The 14,752-nt window shown below is 69.9% G+C and carries 10 protein-coding genes and 1 pseudogene; 5 read left to right on the top strand and 6 right to left on the bottom strand.

The window, feature by feature from the left end:
- The first annotated feature begins 41 nt into the window (after window positions 1-41).
- The gene (locus ACZ50K_RS02220; RefSeq protein WP_468896376.1) at window positions 42-788 is read left to right on the top strand and encodes a hypothetical protein; all 747 of its coding nucleotides are present in this window, start codon (window positions 42-44) and stop codon (window positions 786-788) included.
- A gap of 295 nt (window positions 789-1,083) precedes the next feature.
- Here ACZ50K_RS02220 and ACZ50K_RS02215 read toward each other — a convergent pair whose 3' ends face one another.
- Entirely contained in the window at window positions 1,084-1,584 is a 501-nt protein-coding gene (locus ACZ50K_RS02215) for a DUF4411 family protein (protein ID WP_468896374.1), read from the bottom strand.
- Window positions 1,584-2,750 (bottom strand): ImmA/IrrE family metallo-endopeptidase, encoded by a 1,167-nt coding sequence (locus ACZ50K_RS02210; protein ID WP_468896371.1) that lies wholly within the window; start codon window positions 2,748-2,750, stop codon window positions 1,584-1,586. Before ACZ50K_RS02210 ends, ACZ50K_RS02215 begins: the two co-directional genes overlap by 1 nt.
- 489 nt (window positions 2,751-3,239) lie before the next feature.
- On the opposite strand from ACZ50K_RS02210, the gene ACZ50K_RS02205 reads away from it, so the two are divergent.
- The 3 genes and pseudogenes from ACZ50K_RS02205 to ACZ50K_RS02195 form a co-directional block, all read left to right on the top strand.
- Window positions 3,240-3,611, top strand: coding sequence for a hypothetical protein (locus tag ACZ50K_RS02205; protein WP_468896368.1), 372 nt, complete (start codon window positions 3,240-3,242; stop codon window positions 3,609-3,611).
- Window positions 3,608-4,288, top strand: coding sequence for a hypothetical protein (locus ACZ50K_RS02200; RefSeq protein ID WP_468896365.1), 681 nt, complete (start codon window positions 3,608-3,610; stop codon window positions 4,286-4,288). The genes ACZ50K_RS02205 and ACZ50K_RS02200 overlap by 4 nt, the downstream gene beginning before the upstream one ends.
- 484 nt (window positions 4,289-4,772) lie before the next feature.
- Window positions 4,773-4,862: pseudogene (locus ACZ50K_RS02195) on the top strand (glutamine synthetase); the annotation flags it as partial.
- Between the two features lie 348 nt (window positions 4,863-5,210).
- Here ACZ50K_RS02195 and ACZ50K_RS02190 read toward each other — a convergent pair.
- Window positions 5,211-7,367, bottom strand: coding sequence for a PIG-L family deacetylase (locus ACZ50K_RS02190; protein WP_468896362.1), 2,157 nt, complete (start codon window positions 7,365-7,367; stop codon window positions 5,211-5,213).
- 426 nt (window positions 7,368-7,793) lie between these two features.
- On the opposite strand from ACZ50K_RS02190, the gene ACZ50K_RS02185 reads away from it, so the two are divergent.
- The gene (locus tag ACZ50K_RS02185; RefSeq protein WP_468896359.1) at window positions 7,794-10,781 is read left to right on the top strand and encodes a bifunctional [glutamine synthetase] adenylyltransferase/[glutamine synthetase]-adenylyl-L-tyrosine phosphorylase; all 2,988 of its coding nucleotides are present in this window, start codon (window positions 7,794-7,796) and stop codon (window positions 10,779-10,781) included.
- A gap of 70 nt (window positions 10,782-10,851) precedes the next feature.
- Here the strand turns inward: ACZ50K_RS02185 and ACZ50K_RS02180 are convergent, their stop codons facing one another.
- The 3 genes from ACZ50K_RS02180 to ACZ50K_RS02170 form a co-directional block, all read right to left on the bottom strand.
- On the bottom strand, window positions 10,852-11,754 hold the full coding sequence (locus tag ACZ50K_RS02180) for a phosphatase PAP2 family protein (protein WP_468896356.1): 903 nt from the start codon (window positions 11,752-11,754) through the stop codon (window positions 10,852-10,854).
- 167 nt (window positions 11,755-11,921) lie between these two features.
- Complete coding sequence (locus ACZ50K_RS02175) at window positions 11,922-12,944, bottom strand: LacI family DNA-binding transcriptional regulator (RefSeq protein ID WP_468896353.1); 1,023 nt, start codon at window positions 12,942-12,944, stop codon at window positions 11,922-11,924.
- Window positions 12,945-12,970: 26 nt separating this feature from the next.
- A complete protein-coding gene (locus tag ACZ50K_RS02170) occupies window positions 12,971-14,599 on the bottom strand; it encodes a glycoside hydrolase family 13 protein (RefSeq protein WP_468896350.1) in 1,629 nt (542 codons plus the stop codon).
- Between the last annotated feature and the right edge of the window lie 153 nt (window positions 14,600-14,752).

Here is a 14,752-nt window from a genome sequence, read left to right as displayed (position 1 = left end):
GACAGGCTCCCAACGAGGACTGGGTGGCGGGGGCACCCACGGTGGCCGTCGTCCTGGACGGCCTAAGCACCGCAGGGTTGGATACGGGTTGCGTGCACGGTGTGCCTTGGTACGTCGCCAACCTGGGCGGACAGGTGATGGCCGCTCTCGGAGACCCGGCCAGGTCCCTGCCTGACGCGCTGGCCGTGGCCCTGGAGCGAGTTGCCAGTCTTCACGGAGGCTGTGACCTAAAGAATCCGGGCACCCCGTCCGCCACCGTTGCGATCCTCCGCGAAGGTCCCGAAGGTTTTGATCACCTTGTGCTGGCCGACTCCCCAATCGTGATCGAGCGGACTAACGGATTCACGACGCTGACCGACCTACGGGTAGACGAGGTGTGCCAGGACCTCCGGGCCGAGACGGAGCGATACGAGACCGGCACGGACGCACACCGTGCGAGTGTCGCGAAGCTCGTGGCCGCCCAGCGCGAGATCCGCAATACGCCAGCAGGCTACTGGGTTGCGGCGGCGGCGCCCGACGCGGCCGCTCACGCTCTCACCGGCTCTTTGCGGCATGGAGAGGTGATGTCTGCAGCCGTCATGTCGGACGGAGTGTCGCGTCTCGTGACGGAGTACCAAGCAGTCTCGTGGGGAGAGGTCTTTGCGCAGCTTCACCGGGAGGGGCCGGCCGCATTGATCGCGTCCGTTCGGGCGGTCGAAGCGACCGATCCGCATGGCCGCCGATGGCCGCGTTACAAGGTAGGCGACGACGCGGCGGTGGCCTTCTGCCGCCAAGACCTCGCCGGGTGATCACACCTTCTGGCCAGCCTCTGATCAGGAGGCTCCCGATTGCTGGCGCTTGAGTTCCGTCCACTGAGGTCAGGAGCTGGATGGGTCTGCCGCACGATCGGCATGAAGGCGTACGCGGACACAGGAGTCATCGGGTTCCCCTCACGAGCCACAGGCGCGAAGGGAAAGGCGGTGCTGGAGAGCTTGACGAAAAGCTTCGCGTCGCATCTTGAGGCGATGGGTGAAGCCTCTTCGTGAGGCATTGTCGCCCGTGCGTCGTTGATGTCCCGGTCCGCTTGCCGACTGCAGCTTCTGATCACGCCGCTGTGCCGAGACTGAGGTCCAAGCGCGCCTGCGCGCTTCGCAGCATGCCAAAGGTGTTGGAATAAACAACACCCAGCGCATTACACGCGTCCGGTATCAGCACTCGTTTCCGGGATTCAGGACGCGGTTGCTCCAAAGTCACGAGGGTATGACCATGCGCCCGCGCGTAAGCCACCAAGAAGAAGTCCGCGGTGTTGGTGAGAAACTCCTGCGCTGCGGCCGCCGTAAACGGCCTCGACTGCGTCCACACGGTCAACGGGCCAAAATATTGCGTTGCATCATTATCTACAGGGCGAAAGAAATCCGGGTGCGCTTCAGCCCATGCGGCGAGCTCGTCAGCCTTCTCCATAAGCTCGTCCCGAACCGGCTCAATGCTGCACGCGAGAGCGTTTTTATGTGCATGATCGAGCCACGCCCAAAAACCTGGCGCAATATCAAACGCATAGTAGCGATTTTTTGCCTCGATCAGGACATTGGCGTCAACCAGGTACATCAAGCGGCTCCGATTTCCGCGACCAAGTTCTGGAACGTTTGATGCTTCTTCGTTCCCAACAGCTGATAGGCCTCCCTGTAGGGAGTCTTACCTTCGACCGTATCGGCGATGACTGCGCGAGCGAATTGGCGACTGATACGAAGAGGCTGAGTATTGTAGTAATTTCCGCCGCCCCCTTCGGCTCTCTTCGCCGTCAAGATTGCCATGATCCTGGATTGCTCTGCGGAGTACCTCTCTCGATAGTCATCCCAGGGCAAAAAACCCGCGTCGTGCAGACGCTTCAAAACGACCAAGGTAGAGACCCGATAGAGGCGCGCCAACCGGTCTAGTTCAGTACGGTTCAGCACACCACGATAGTCGGATTGGATCGCCACGAGCGGCACTAGAACCTCGGCGGCCACCTGATTGCACCAGAGCTCTTCATCGTGATCACTATGTCGCGCCATTGCCGCATCGGAAAGAGCGCTTTTGCCGAGCCAGACATGAGCGAACTCGTGGACCATGGTAAACAATTGAGCCGCTTTGGTGTCCGAGCCATTAACGAAAATCAGTGGCGCCACAGGGTCCACCAGCGCAAAACCGCGAAATTCCTCCACTTTCAATTTTCGGTGCGTATCAGAACCGACAATGCCGCTGACCATCACAAGGACTCCAGCGGCTTCGATTCTGTCGATTAGCTTCCTCTGGGCATCCTCACTTGAATTGAATGCCCGCCTTTCGGGAAGCCCGAAATGGAGAATCTGACGGATCTTGGCCGCGACATCCTGGGGGGCGCTAGCGGTGGTCGCTTCCCCTACGAATGGAACCGCGGGAAATCCATGAGCCATGGCGTATTCGCTATACCACTCTTGTCGTGACTGGCAAGAGTAGATCATGTCCAGGAGATCGACAGAGGGGCGCCCTATCTGAAGATTCCCCATGGTGCGCATATCCGGGATAGGAATTGGCTCTTCCGGGGGTTCGGAGAGAAATAGCAGGCCGAATGGCGTATGCGTGGCGTTGGCGAAACTCTCCAGTTGCTTCAACGTAGGACGTACTTCGTCGCTAAGCCATTCGTGGAATCGCGGCGCGCGAGTCTCAATGGTGTCGACCGACCAGCCCGCACGATCAACTGCCCACTGCAACAACGCCGGCTCAACTCGGACACGTACGACCACGCGGCTCACCTCCCCTACGACCATAGGTCAGGGCTGCCCCACGTGAGCAGACACCCACAGGCAGTGGTGGAGAGGTTACTGATGTTGGACTGTGCTTCCTAGAGGGCGTACCCAACGCGCACGATCCGGGGTCCCCGTTGGCTCCTACAAAGGAGAAACGGCCCAGCTGAGAGGCACGCTGAACTGCCAGCCTGAACGCTCGTGTCAGTCTCGTCCTTCCTTGCCCTACGCCAGCAGCTCCGAAGGTGCACGCAGGTTCAAACGACCTATCTGATCTCCTGCAGCAACTATCAGTGGGCGACGCGTACCGCGTCGTGGGCAGTTGGCAGGCGTGATGAGCAACAGCCGCCTGCTCCCATCCCACGGCCCCTGCGCCTGCTCCTGCGCCTACGTCACCTCCCCGTCTCCTCATGCCGTGTTGATCTAACTCACGGACGGACAGGTCCCGGCGGACGTACCGTCACAACACAGCCCTACCCGAAACAGCCAGGAGAGAGCGTGATCGAATACGTCGCCCGGTCCGGTCCCCCGGAAGCTATGAACTGCCCGGCTTTCATCTGCGACGCATGCCGCCAGCAGGTCGTCGGTGCAGGTATTGTCACCTGGGCCACTACCATCGCCAGCCGCAGTCAGCCGCACAGCCAGTCCCCGCTGTATGTCGCCCACAAAGGCGAATGCGGACGCAAGGTCGAGGCCATGCTTCACGCTGGGTACCCCGCCAGCGATGGGTGGATGGACCTGTGGGACGACATCGGTGTTTTCCTCAAGCAGCTCAAGCACAACGCCACCAACGCATTCGCCGACGATGCCGAGGGCGAGTACCACCAGCACGGCCTCGAAGGTGCCCGAACTAATAAGGGGAAGCGGTGACAGGCAAGCAACTCACACCCCAGAACGCGACGATCACCACCGCGTCGATCCAGGTGCAGGCCCTGACCATCGGCAAGAAGCAGGTCACCTTGGCCGTGTTCCGCCAGCTCCAGGAAACGCGGCTAATCAGCGATCGCGGCACCCTCATCGGCGAGCCCTGGGGCATTGTCAACTACCACCCGGACAAGTGCGCAGACGCCCCGGCGCACCTGCACGTCGTCTGGCAACACGAGGACGAGCTCCGTCGCTCAGCCGTGCAGATGCCCGGCGTCGGCCGGCACGCGCACCCAGCAGCTGACTTCTACGTGCAGGCCCGCATCGTCTACGGGACCGCCCACCGGATTTACGGCCAGCCGGAAGTCGGCGACACCTTGCACCTGGGCGAGGTGATCCCCAACGGATGGCGCACGTTCGCCAAGGGGCGGTTCCAGCACGACGGCATGAACTTCGAAGGTGCTGTGCCCGATCGTCTCCGGAAGGAGTGGAATAGCTACAGTGGCGACATTTCTGACGAGAACCGGCGCATCTTCGAGACGGTGTTGACCACGCTTGGGATCTCCCCAGCCGAACCCGTCGACCAGATCACGGCCAAGCTCCTTGCGATGCTCCCGACTGAGCAATACAGAGCCACCGTCTTGGAGCTCACCCAGCTGCCACAGTTGTTCATCGCGGTCTAGAGGCACGACCGGGCAGGGCCTGACTGGCCTTCCTAGTCCACCGCTCCTCAGAGGAGCCCCTGCGACCGCATCACGATGTGTGTGGTCACACTCCTGTTGGGGTGAAGTGACCTTGACGCGCACGCGAGGATCTGACGGCAAGTGGTGAACGGTGCGCAGAGAGAAGCCGGGGAGAAAAGCATGCCAGTAACGACTTCAGAAACCCCTCCAGGCCGACGCTCTGACCTGCACACATACCTAGCACGCTAGATCGAGCAGCGGCCCGGACGTTCTGCGGGACGAAGAGGTCGTGGGTTTGGTAGGTGCCCGTGCTGCGGAGCTACGTGCCAACGAGTAGGTCCTGGACTGCCAGCCCTCGCTTCTGGGCCGTCGCTGGGCCGTCGGGCGGTGGCCGGTGGCCACCGCGGACGACCAATGACAGCCGCTCGGAGGCTGCTCGGAGCGGGGCCAGAGCGGAGCTGGGTTGGTGGGCCGCGGCGGGCATGACTTCCTCCGCAACAAGAAGCAGGAGTGGGAGGAATACCGCTCGGAGGTCACCGCCTTCGAACTCCGCAAGAACCTCCCGGTCCTGTAACCCCCGGCGCACCCCACCGCACCGCACCCCGGGCCGACGGTCTCCGACCGCCGGCCCGGGGTTTCTCCGTGTTTCCGGGGGCCGGACAGGCCGGAGCGGTGAGTGACCACTTGGATGAGGGGGCCTTCGACCGTTGTCGCTTCTTCCCGAACTGCGGGACTGGGGCGTCGTGTCGTGGCCGGCGCTCCTGGCCGGGGTCCCACCGGCGGAGCGGCGGATCGCCGGGGGACTCGGGGAGCGGGTCTGCAGTCTGGTTCCTGGAGCACCGGCTCCGGCTTCCGGTCAGGTGGTCACCGTCGGCGCCGGACGTGCCGTCTTCCCCGGGCGTTGCCCGGACGGCGGCAGACCCTAGAGGTCGGGGGTGGGGAGCCAGGTGGTGTGGGGGGTGGTTTTGGGGGGTGTGGTGGTGGTGTGGAGGCGAGCGTCCAGGCCCAGGGCGGCTGTGGTGGTGGGGCCCGTGGATTCGTGGAGGGCGGCGGGGGCGCCCGCGTAGAGGAGGGGGGACTGGGTCCAGGTCGGGGTGCCGGTCAGGGCGGTGGTGGCGGCGGTGCCCTGGTCGGCGCGGCCGGTCAGGAGGCCGCCGGCCGCGCTCACGGCTCCGTAGCCGGAGAGGCCGCCGGAGTCGGTGAGCGGGGAGACCGCCGGGCGGGCCGCCGGGTGGGGGGTGGCCGGGCTGGTGAGGGTGATCCGGGTGGTGCCGGTGCGGGAGGCCGGGGCCGGGCCGGGGGCCGGGGTGATCAGGGCCGAGCGGACGGTGCCCGCGTCGGGGCGGCGGAAGTAGAGGCGGATGCCGCGGCCTTCGGGGGACGCGGAGAGGGGGACCGTGGTCGGCGGGAGGCCGGTGGCGAGGGGGCCCTGGAGGGGGGCGTCCGGGGTGGGTCGGGTCCAGGCCAGGACGGTGCGGCCGGTGGTCGCGAAGACGTGGGTGCGGCCTGCGGAGTCGGTGGCGGTCACCGGGTCGCTCTGGAGGTCGCTGCCGCCCAGGCGCCGCCAGGGGCCGAAGCGGCCGGAGGGGAGCCGGGTGGTGGCGCGCAGGCTGCGCCGGGAGTCGCGGAGGTACACGGTGATCCGGCCGCCGCGGTCCACGGAGAGGGCCGGGCCGCTGATCGCCGAGGTGCCGTCGGAGTCCCGGGTCTCGGGGGTGCCGGCGGACCGCCAGGGGCCGAACGGGCCGTCGGGCGCGGTCTGGATGGCGTACACCACCTCGCGGCGGTAGTCCTGGGCCCGGGTCCCGAGGGTGGTGCGGGTGCCGAAGACGGCGACCCGGCCGTCCGGCAGCCGGGTGGCGGCGGCCCCCGGGTCGATGCCGGTGCCGGGGAGCAGGGTGGGTCCGGTCCAGGTGGCGCGGGCGCCGGTGCCGCTGCGGGTCCAGTACGCCATCCGCCCGTCGAGGGCGGCGAAGGCCCACAGCCGGCCGGGGGTGCCCTCGGTCAGCCAGCCGGTGGTGTCGGCCCGGGTGTAGCGCAGGCTCTGCGCGTAGCCGTGGTGGGTGGAGAGGTTGCCGACCTTGCGGTCGCCGCAGCCGGCGGGGCTGCCGCAGTCGTTCTTGTGGTCGGCCCAGCCGTACGCCCGGAGGTAGTCGACCTTGGTGCGTACGGTGACGGGGTCGAGGCCGCGGGGGAGTGCGCTGTTGTGGTAGCCGAGGTAGTTCTGCACGGTGAAGTGCGGCCGCCCCGCCGACCCGGCGTAGCGCTCGGTGGCGGCCTGGACGAACCGGGCCCCGTACATGTGGTCCTGGTGGTCGTCCGGGGTGCCGCGCCTGGGGTGCTTGCCGGGGGTGGGGTCCTGCATGCGTATGGTCGTCGGCCGGTAGCGGTCCAGGACCCCGGCGATGGTGGCGATGACCTGTTCGCGGGTGTACGAGAACGGCTGTCGGACCGGGCTGCCGGCCGCGAGCTGGGAGGGCAGGGCGGTTATCCGGCCGTCCCACAGGCCGTGCAGGCTGTTGGGGCGGGAGGCGGAGATGTGGCCGGCCTCGCGGAGCTGGAGCCAGACCAGGTTGACCTCGGGCTTGGCGACGAGGACGTCCACCTCGGCCTGTCCGCCGCCGGCGGTGGGTATCGCGGTGCGGTGCCAGGCGCTGGCGCGGTCGCCGGTGGCCATCAGGGCGTAGGCGGCGCGGATGCCGTTCTGGCGGGCCTCGGAGTAGCCGCCCTTGTCGGCGCGCGGCTTGGGCGGCTTGGGCGGCTTGGTCGCCTTGGCGGGGGCGTTGATCCCGTCGGACTCGCCGGAGGTGAGGAAGGCGGTGGTCAGCTTGCCGCCGGCGAGGAGGGAGCGGCTCAGGTCGGGGTTCATGAAGAACAGGTCGTCGTCGGGGTGGGCGACGAGCTGGAGGACGGTGCCGGTGTCCGGCTGCCCGGCGCGGACCGTGCTCCCGCGTTCGCTCGGCTCGTGGCCGGTCCCGCCGATGCCCTGGCCGTAGGCGACGGCGAGGACGCCGGTGGTGCCGGCGGTGAGGAGGCTGAGAAGAGCCGCGAGGCGGATGCGCCGCAGGGCAGGAGGCATCGGTCACTCCTGGGTGGTCGGTCCGGTGCGGAGGTCCGCTGAGCAGTTGAGCAGTCAGGTAGAGGTCAATACGGGGAACTTGGTTCACCGTGCCTGCCGATGACTCCACTGATTCCGGTTACGACCGGTTCCGATTGTGCCCTGTGCGTTTGTGAAAGGAGAAATCGCCCAGGATGCGGACGTTGTGACCTGGTTGATGCGTCACGATCCATGCGGATACAGGTGATTTGCGTGGTGTGGGGAGCTGTTGAGGGAGGGAGGCCCCCGCTGTGACCTTCGACACGCACGGGGCCCCCGTGACGAGAGGGATCACCGGTCGGCCCGCCGCCCCCGCCGCCCGTGGTGCCGCCTCGGCCCCCGCCGGCGCCGCTGCCGATAGGCTCGTCCGGGATCATCGGCGGTGCGACAGACGCGGGAGGCGGCGGGATGACGGTCCCCGGACGCAGGAGCAGCACCTTCATCAGGCTGCTGCGCAGCGGATTCACCGACCCCTCGGCCGCCGCGCGGCTGCTGGACGCGGACGCGCTGGCCTCCGTCCGCGCCGACCCGGTGCTCCTCGACGCCTTCGGCGGGACCGCCGACCCGGACCTCGCGCTCCTCGGACTGGTCCGGCTCGCCGAGGCGCAGACCGACGAGGACCGGCCCGCCCTCCTCGCCACCCTGGTCAGCGCCAAACCGCTGCGCGACCGGCTCCTCGGGGTCCTCGGCGCCTCCGAGGCCCTCGGCGACCACCTGGCACGGCACCCCAGGGACTGGCAGGCCCTGGTCACCTACGAGGCCGCCGATCTGCATCCCGGACTCGCCGAGTTCGAGGAGGGCCTCGCAGGGGCCGACGACCCGGTCTCCCTCCGGATCGCCTACCGCCGCTGCCTGCTCTCCATCGCCGCCCGCGACGTCTGCGGCACCACCGATGTCGCCCAGACCGCCGCCGAGCTCGCCGACCTGGCCACCGCCACCCTCCGCGCCGCCCTGCGGATCGCCGGTGCCGCCGCCCCCGAGGACGCCGCCCTCTGCCGGCTCGCCGTCATCGCCATGGGCAAGTGCGGGGGCCACGAACTCAACTACGTCTCCGACGTGGACGTGATCTTCGTCGGGGACGCGGCACCCGGCGCCGACGAGGGCAAGGCCCTCCAGGCCGCCACCCGCCTCGCCTCCCATCTGATGCGGATCTGCTCCGAGACCACCGTCGAGGGCACCATCTGGCCGGTGGACGCCAACCTCCGCCCCGAGGGCCGGAACGGTCCGCTGGTCCGCACCCTCGCCTCCCACCTCGCCTACTACCAGCGCTGGGCCAAGACCTGGGAGTTCCAGGCCCTCCTCAAGGCCCGCGCGGTGGCCGGCGACCCCGAGCTCGGCGCCGCCTACGTCGCGGCCATAACCCCCATGGTCTGGCAGGCCGCCGAACGCGAGAACTTCGTCGCCGACGTCCAGAAGATGCGCCGCCGGGTCGTCGACAACATCCCCGCCGCCCAGGTCGACCGCGAACTCAAACTCGGCCCCGGCGGACTCCGCGACGTCGAGTTCGCCGTCCAGCTGCTCCAGCTCGTGCACGGCCGCGGCGACGCCTCCCTGCACTCCGGCACCACCCTCGCCGCCCTCCAGGCCCTCGCCGCCGGCGGCTACGTCGGCCGCTCCGACGCCGCCCAGCTCGGCGACGCCTACCGCTTCCTGCGCGCCATGGAGCACCGCATCCAGCTCTACCGGCTGCGCCGCACCCATCTGGTCCCCGAGGACGAGGCCGACCTGCGCCGCCTCGGCCGCTCCATGGGACTGCGCACCGAACCCGTCGCCGAACTCAACAAGGCCTGGCGCCGGCACGCCTCCGTGGTCCGCCGGCTCCACGAGAAGCTGTTCTACCGGCCGCTGCTCGACGCCGTCGCCCAGCTCACCCCCGGCGAGGCCCGGCTCTCCCCGGCCGCCGCCGGCCAGCGCCTGGAAGCCCTCGGCTACGCCGACCCGGCCGCCGCCCTGCGCCATCTGGAGGCCCTCGCCTCCGGGGTCACCCGGGCCGCCGCCATCCAGCGCACCCTGCTGCCGGTCCTGCTCGGCTGGTTCGCCGACTCCGCCGACCCGGACGCCGGCCTGCTGAACTTCCGCAAGGTCTCCGACGCCCTCGGCAAGACCCCCTGGTACCTGCGGCTGCTGCGCGACGAGGGGGCCGCCGCCGAGAACCTGGCCCGGGTCCTCTCGGCCGGCCGGCTCGCCCCCGACCTGCTGATGCGCGCCCCCGAGGCGGTCGCCCTGCTCGGCGACCCCGAGGGACTGGCACCCCGCTCCCACGAGGCCCTCGTCCAGGAGGTCCTGGCCGCCGTCGGCCGTGCCGAACACGCCGAGGCCGGGGTGGCCGCCGCCCGCGGGGTCCGCCGCCGCGAACTGTTCCGCACCACCGCCGCCGACATCATCGGCTCGTACGGAACCGAGGACCGGCCCGCCGTCGAGGACCCCGGAGCCCTCGTCGACCGGGTCGGCGACGCCGTCTCCGACCTGACCGCCGCCACCATCGCCGGAGCCCTCCGCGCCGCCGTCCGCGACCACTGGGGCGAGACCCTGCCCACCCGCTTCGCCGTCATCGGCGTCGGCCGGTTCGGCGGCCACGAACTCGGGTACGGCTCCGACGCCGACGTCCTCTTCGTCCACGAGCCCCGCCCCGGAGTCGACGAGCAGGAGGCCGCCAGGGCCGCCCAGACGGTCATCGCCGAGATGCGCCGGCTGCTCCAGCTCCCCACCGCCGACCCGCCGCTCCTCATCGACGCCGACCTCCGCCCCGAGGGCCGCTCCGGACCCCTGGTCCGCACCCTCGCCTCCTACGCCGCGTACTACCGGCGCTGGTCCCTGGGCTGGGAGAGCCAGGCCCTGCTCCGGGCCGAACCGGTGGCCGGGGACGCCGACCTCGGCGACCGCTTCATCGAACTCATCGACCCGCTCCGCTACCCGCTGGAAGGGCTCGGCGACGACGCCGTACGGGAGATCCGCCGCCTCAAGGCCCGGATGGAGACCGAGCGCATGCCCCGCGGCGCCGACCCCACCCTGCACACCAAACTCGGCCGCGGCGGCCTCAGCGACGTCGAATGGACGGTCCAGCTGATGCAGCTCCGGCACGCCTGGGCCGAACCGGGCCTGCGCACCACCCGCACCCGGCAGGCCCTGGCCGCCGCCCACGCGGCCGGACTGATCCCCACCGAGGAGGCCCAGATCCTCGACGAGGCCTGGGTGCTGGCCACCCGGGTCCGCAACGCGGTCATGCTGGTCCGCGGCCGGGCCGGCGACACCTTCCCCTCGGAAGCCCGAGAACTCGGCGCGGTCGGCCGCTACCTCGGCTACGGGGAGGGCCGGATCGGGGAGATGCTCGACGACTACCGGCGCACCACCCGCCGGGCCCGCGCCGTGGTCGACGAACTGTTCTACGGGGCCTGAACCCCGGCGGCCCGGAGGACGCCCGGCGGGCCCGGACGGCACCCGCCGCCCGGGCCGCTCCCTGCCCGGGTCAGGCGCGCGAGGAGCCGAACCGGGCCAGCAGGAACGCCATCGCCGGATGCCGGTCGGTGTGCACCGGATGCCGCGGCAGCCGGTGCGGCAGCGAGCCGTACCAGAGCCGGGAGACGGTGTAGCCGAAGGCCAGGCAGATCATGCCGCCGACCGCGTCCAGCCAGAAGTGGTTGGCGGTGGCGACGATCACGACCAGGGTGGCGGTCGGATACAGCAGGCCCAGGATCCGCGCCCAGGGCGCCGAGGCCACCGCGAAGATCGTCAGCCCGCACCACAGGGACCAGCCGATGTGCATGGAGGGCATGGCCGCGTACTGGTTCGACATCTGCTTGAGGTTCCCGGAGGCCATCGACCCCCAGGTGTGGTGCACCAGCACCGTGTCGATGAAGTCCTGCCCGTTCATCAGCCGGGGCGGCGCGAGCGGATACAGGTAGTACCCCACCAGGGCCACCCCGGTGGTCGCGAACAGCACCATCCGGGTCGCCGCGTACCGGCCCGGGTGCCGGCGGTAGATCCACACCAGCACACCGATGGTCACCACGAAGTGCAGCGTGGCGTAGTAGTAGTTCATGCCCACGATCAGCCAGGTCACCGAGTTCACGGCATGGTTGACCGACTGCTCCACGGCGATCCCGAGGGAGCCCTCCAGCTTCCACAGCCAGTCGGCGTTCGCCAGCGCGGCCGACTTCTGCTCGGGCACCGCGTTGCGGATCAGCGAGTACGTCCAGTAGCTGATCGCGATCAGCAGGATCTCGAACCAGATCCTCGGACGGCGCGGGCTCCGCAACCGCTCCAGCAGCCCGCGGGGGGCCTCGGGGTGCTCTGCGGACCCGCTGTCGGGCAGGCTGGGCGACGGGAGGTCCGTCCTGGTTTCCAGTGTCTTCACGCTCGCTTCACCCATGAGGACAGAGTCTGCCAGATGGCTCCCCGCCTCCGATCATCCCTCGGGACGGTCTTGACCGCACCGGGATACGCCCTGAGGACCACCTCGACCCGATGGCCGGAGACCATCGCTCCCCAGGCGCCCCAAGGGTTCTCCGCCGTCCCGGCAGACCCCGCCCGGCCCTCTCAGCCCCGCCGGGGACCGGAGGCCGTGGAGCCCCGGACCACCAGTTCCGGCAGGAAGACGAACTCGCTGTGCGGAGCCGGGGTCCCGCCGATCTCCTCCAGCAGGGTCCGGACCGCCGCCTGCCCCATGGCCAGAACCGGCTGCCGGATCGTGGTCAGCGGCGGATCGGTGAAAGCTATCAGCGGGGAGTCGTCGAAACCGACCACCGAGACGTCCTGCGGGACCCGCAGCCCCTGCTGCCGGGCGGCCCGGATCGCACCCAGCGCCATCATGTCGCTGGCGCACACCACCGCCGTGCAGCCCCGCGAGATCAGCGCCCCCGCCGCGGCCTGCCCGCCCTCCAGGCTGTACAGCGAGTGCTGGATCAGCTCCTCGGTCTCCGCCTCCGACAGCCCCAGCCGGTCCCGCAGCGCCGCCTTGAAGCCCTCGATCTTCCGCAGCACCGGGACGAAACGCTTGGGGCCCACCGCCAGACCGATCCGGGTGTGGCCCAGCGCCGTGAGATGGGTCACCGCCAGCTGCATGGCCGCCCGGTCGTCGGGGGAGACGAAGGGGGCCCGCACCTTGTCGGAGAAACCGTTGATCAGGACGTACGGCACGCCCTGCCCGCGCAGCTGGTCGTAGCGGGTCATGTCGGCGGTGGTGTCGGCGTGCAGTCCGGAGACGAAGATGATCCCGGACACCCCCCGGTCCACCAGCATCTCGGTCAGCTCGTCCTCGGTGGAGCCGCCCGGGGTCTGGGTGGCCAGCACCGGGGTGTACCCCTGCCGGGTCAGCGCCTGCCCGATGACCTGGGCCAGCGCCGGGAAGATCGGGTTGTCGAGTTCGGGGGTTATCAGTCCGACCAGCCCGGCGCTGCGCTGCCGGAGCCGGACCGGGCGCTCGTACCCGAGGACGTCGAGGGCGGCCAGCACGGATTCACGGGTGCCCGCGGCCACGCCGGGCTTGCCGTTGAGCACCCGACTGACTGTGGCTTCGCTGACCCCCGCCTGAGCTGCGATGTCGGCAAGCCGCGCGGTCATAGGACCGGACCTTACAAGGCGGGCGCTCAGGTTGCCCACCACGTGCACGAATCAGGTGGCAGCAGCACCGTCGGCCCGCTGGGCTCCACCGGCGCGCTGGACAGCACCGGACGGCCCGGAACCGGTACTTCCACCGCGCCGGGCAGGGTGTTGGCGGTGCAGGCGAACCCGGGCCGGGTGAACAGCAGCACCCCCTCGGGGGCGGACTCCCAGCACAGCGGGCCGGCCTCCGGGGAGCCGAGGCCGGGCAGTGCGCGGCGCAGTTCCAGGGCGGCCCGGTACAGCTCCAGGGTGGAGTGCGGGTCACCGGTCTGCGCGGCCACCGTCAGCCCTGCCCAGTCGGCGGGCTGCGGCAGCCAGCTGCCGCCGGGTCCGAAACCGTACGGAGCCTCCCCGCCGGACCAGGGGAGCGGCACCCGGCAGCCGTCCCGGAGGCCGTCCTGGCCGGCGGTCCGCAGGAAGGCCGGGTCCCGGCGGGCCTCCGCGGGCAGCTCGGCCACCTCGGGCAGCCCCAGCTCCTCGCCCTGGTAGACGTACGCAGACCCTGGCAGCGCCAGCATCAGCAGCGCGGCCGCCCGGGCCCGCGCGAGGCTGCCGTAGCGGGTGCGGTGCCGGACCACGTCGTGGTTGGACAGCACCCAGGTGGTGGGCGCGCCCACGGCGTCGGTGGCGGCCGTCGACTCGTCGATCACGGCACGGAGCGCCGCCGCCTCCCAAGGGCACCGCAGATAGGCGAAGTTGAAGGCCTGGTGCAGCTCGTCGGGGCGGACGTAGCGCGCCAGCCGCTCCGAGGTGGGGGCCCAGGCCTCGGCCACCCCGATCCGGCCGTCCCCGTAGGAGTCGAGCAGGGCGCGCCAGGAGCGGTGGATCTCGTGCACCCCGTCCTGGTCGAAGAAGGGGAGCGGCTGGGAGCCGATCAGGCTGGCCTGCCGGCCGGCGCCGACATCGGGCAGGCCGGCCGCCTTGACCATGCCGTGGGCCACGTCGATCCGGAAGCCGTCCACGCCCAGGTCCAGCCAGAAGCGGAACACGGAGGCGAACTCCTCGGCCACCTCCGGATGGCTCCAGTCGAGGTCTGGCTGCTCGGGGGCGAACAGGTGCAGGTACCAGTCCCCGTCGGCGACCCGGGTCCAGGCCGGTCCGCCGAACACCGACTCCCAGTCGTTGGGGGGCTCGGCGCCCTCCGGGCCGCGGCCGGGGCGGAAGAGGTAGCGGTCCCGGCGGGCCCGGTCGGCGAGGGCCTGCCGGAACCAGGGGTGCCGGTCGGAGGTGTGGTTGGGGACCAGGTCCACGATCACCCGCAGGCCCAGCGCGTGGGCGGCCCGGACCAGGTCGTCGGCGTCCGCGAGATCGCCGAAGAGGGGGTCGACGGCCCGGTAGTCCGCGACGTCGTAGCCGCCGTCGGCCTGCGGGGACACGTAGAACGGGGTGAGCCAGACGGCGTCCACGCCGAGCCGGGCCAGGTGCGGCAGCCGCTCGCGGACCCCGCGGAGGTCGCCGATGCCGTCGCCGTCGCTGTCCGCGAAGGAGCGGACGTACACCTGGTAGATCACCGCGTCGCGCCACCAGAGGTCCGGTTCCGGGCGTCCGCTCCGGCCCGCCGGGGCGGTGCCCGGGAGGGCTTCGGGGCGCGGATCGGTGAGCTCGTGGGTCATGACGGGTCAACGCGGGCACCCCCCTTCGGACACGCGGATGTAACAATCGCCCGCCCTTGCAGAAATTTGCCGCAAGGTCTTTCGGTCTTCTTTCAGCCTTGTTACGTTCCTGGCAACTCGGGACCGCGAGGGCGCGGCCGGGATCATCGAAGG

This window comes from Streptomyces sp. NPDC033845 (assembly GCF_055576225.1).
This window is presented reverse-complemented; position numbering and strand designations above follow the sequence as displayed.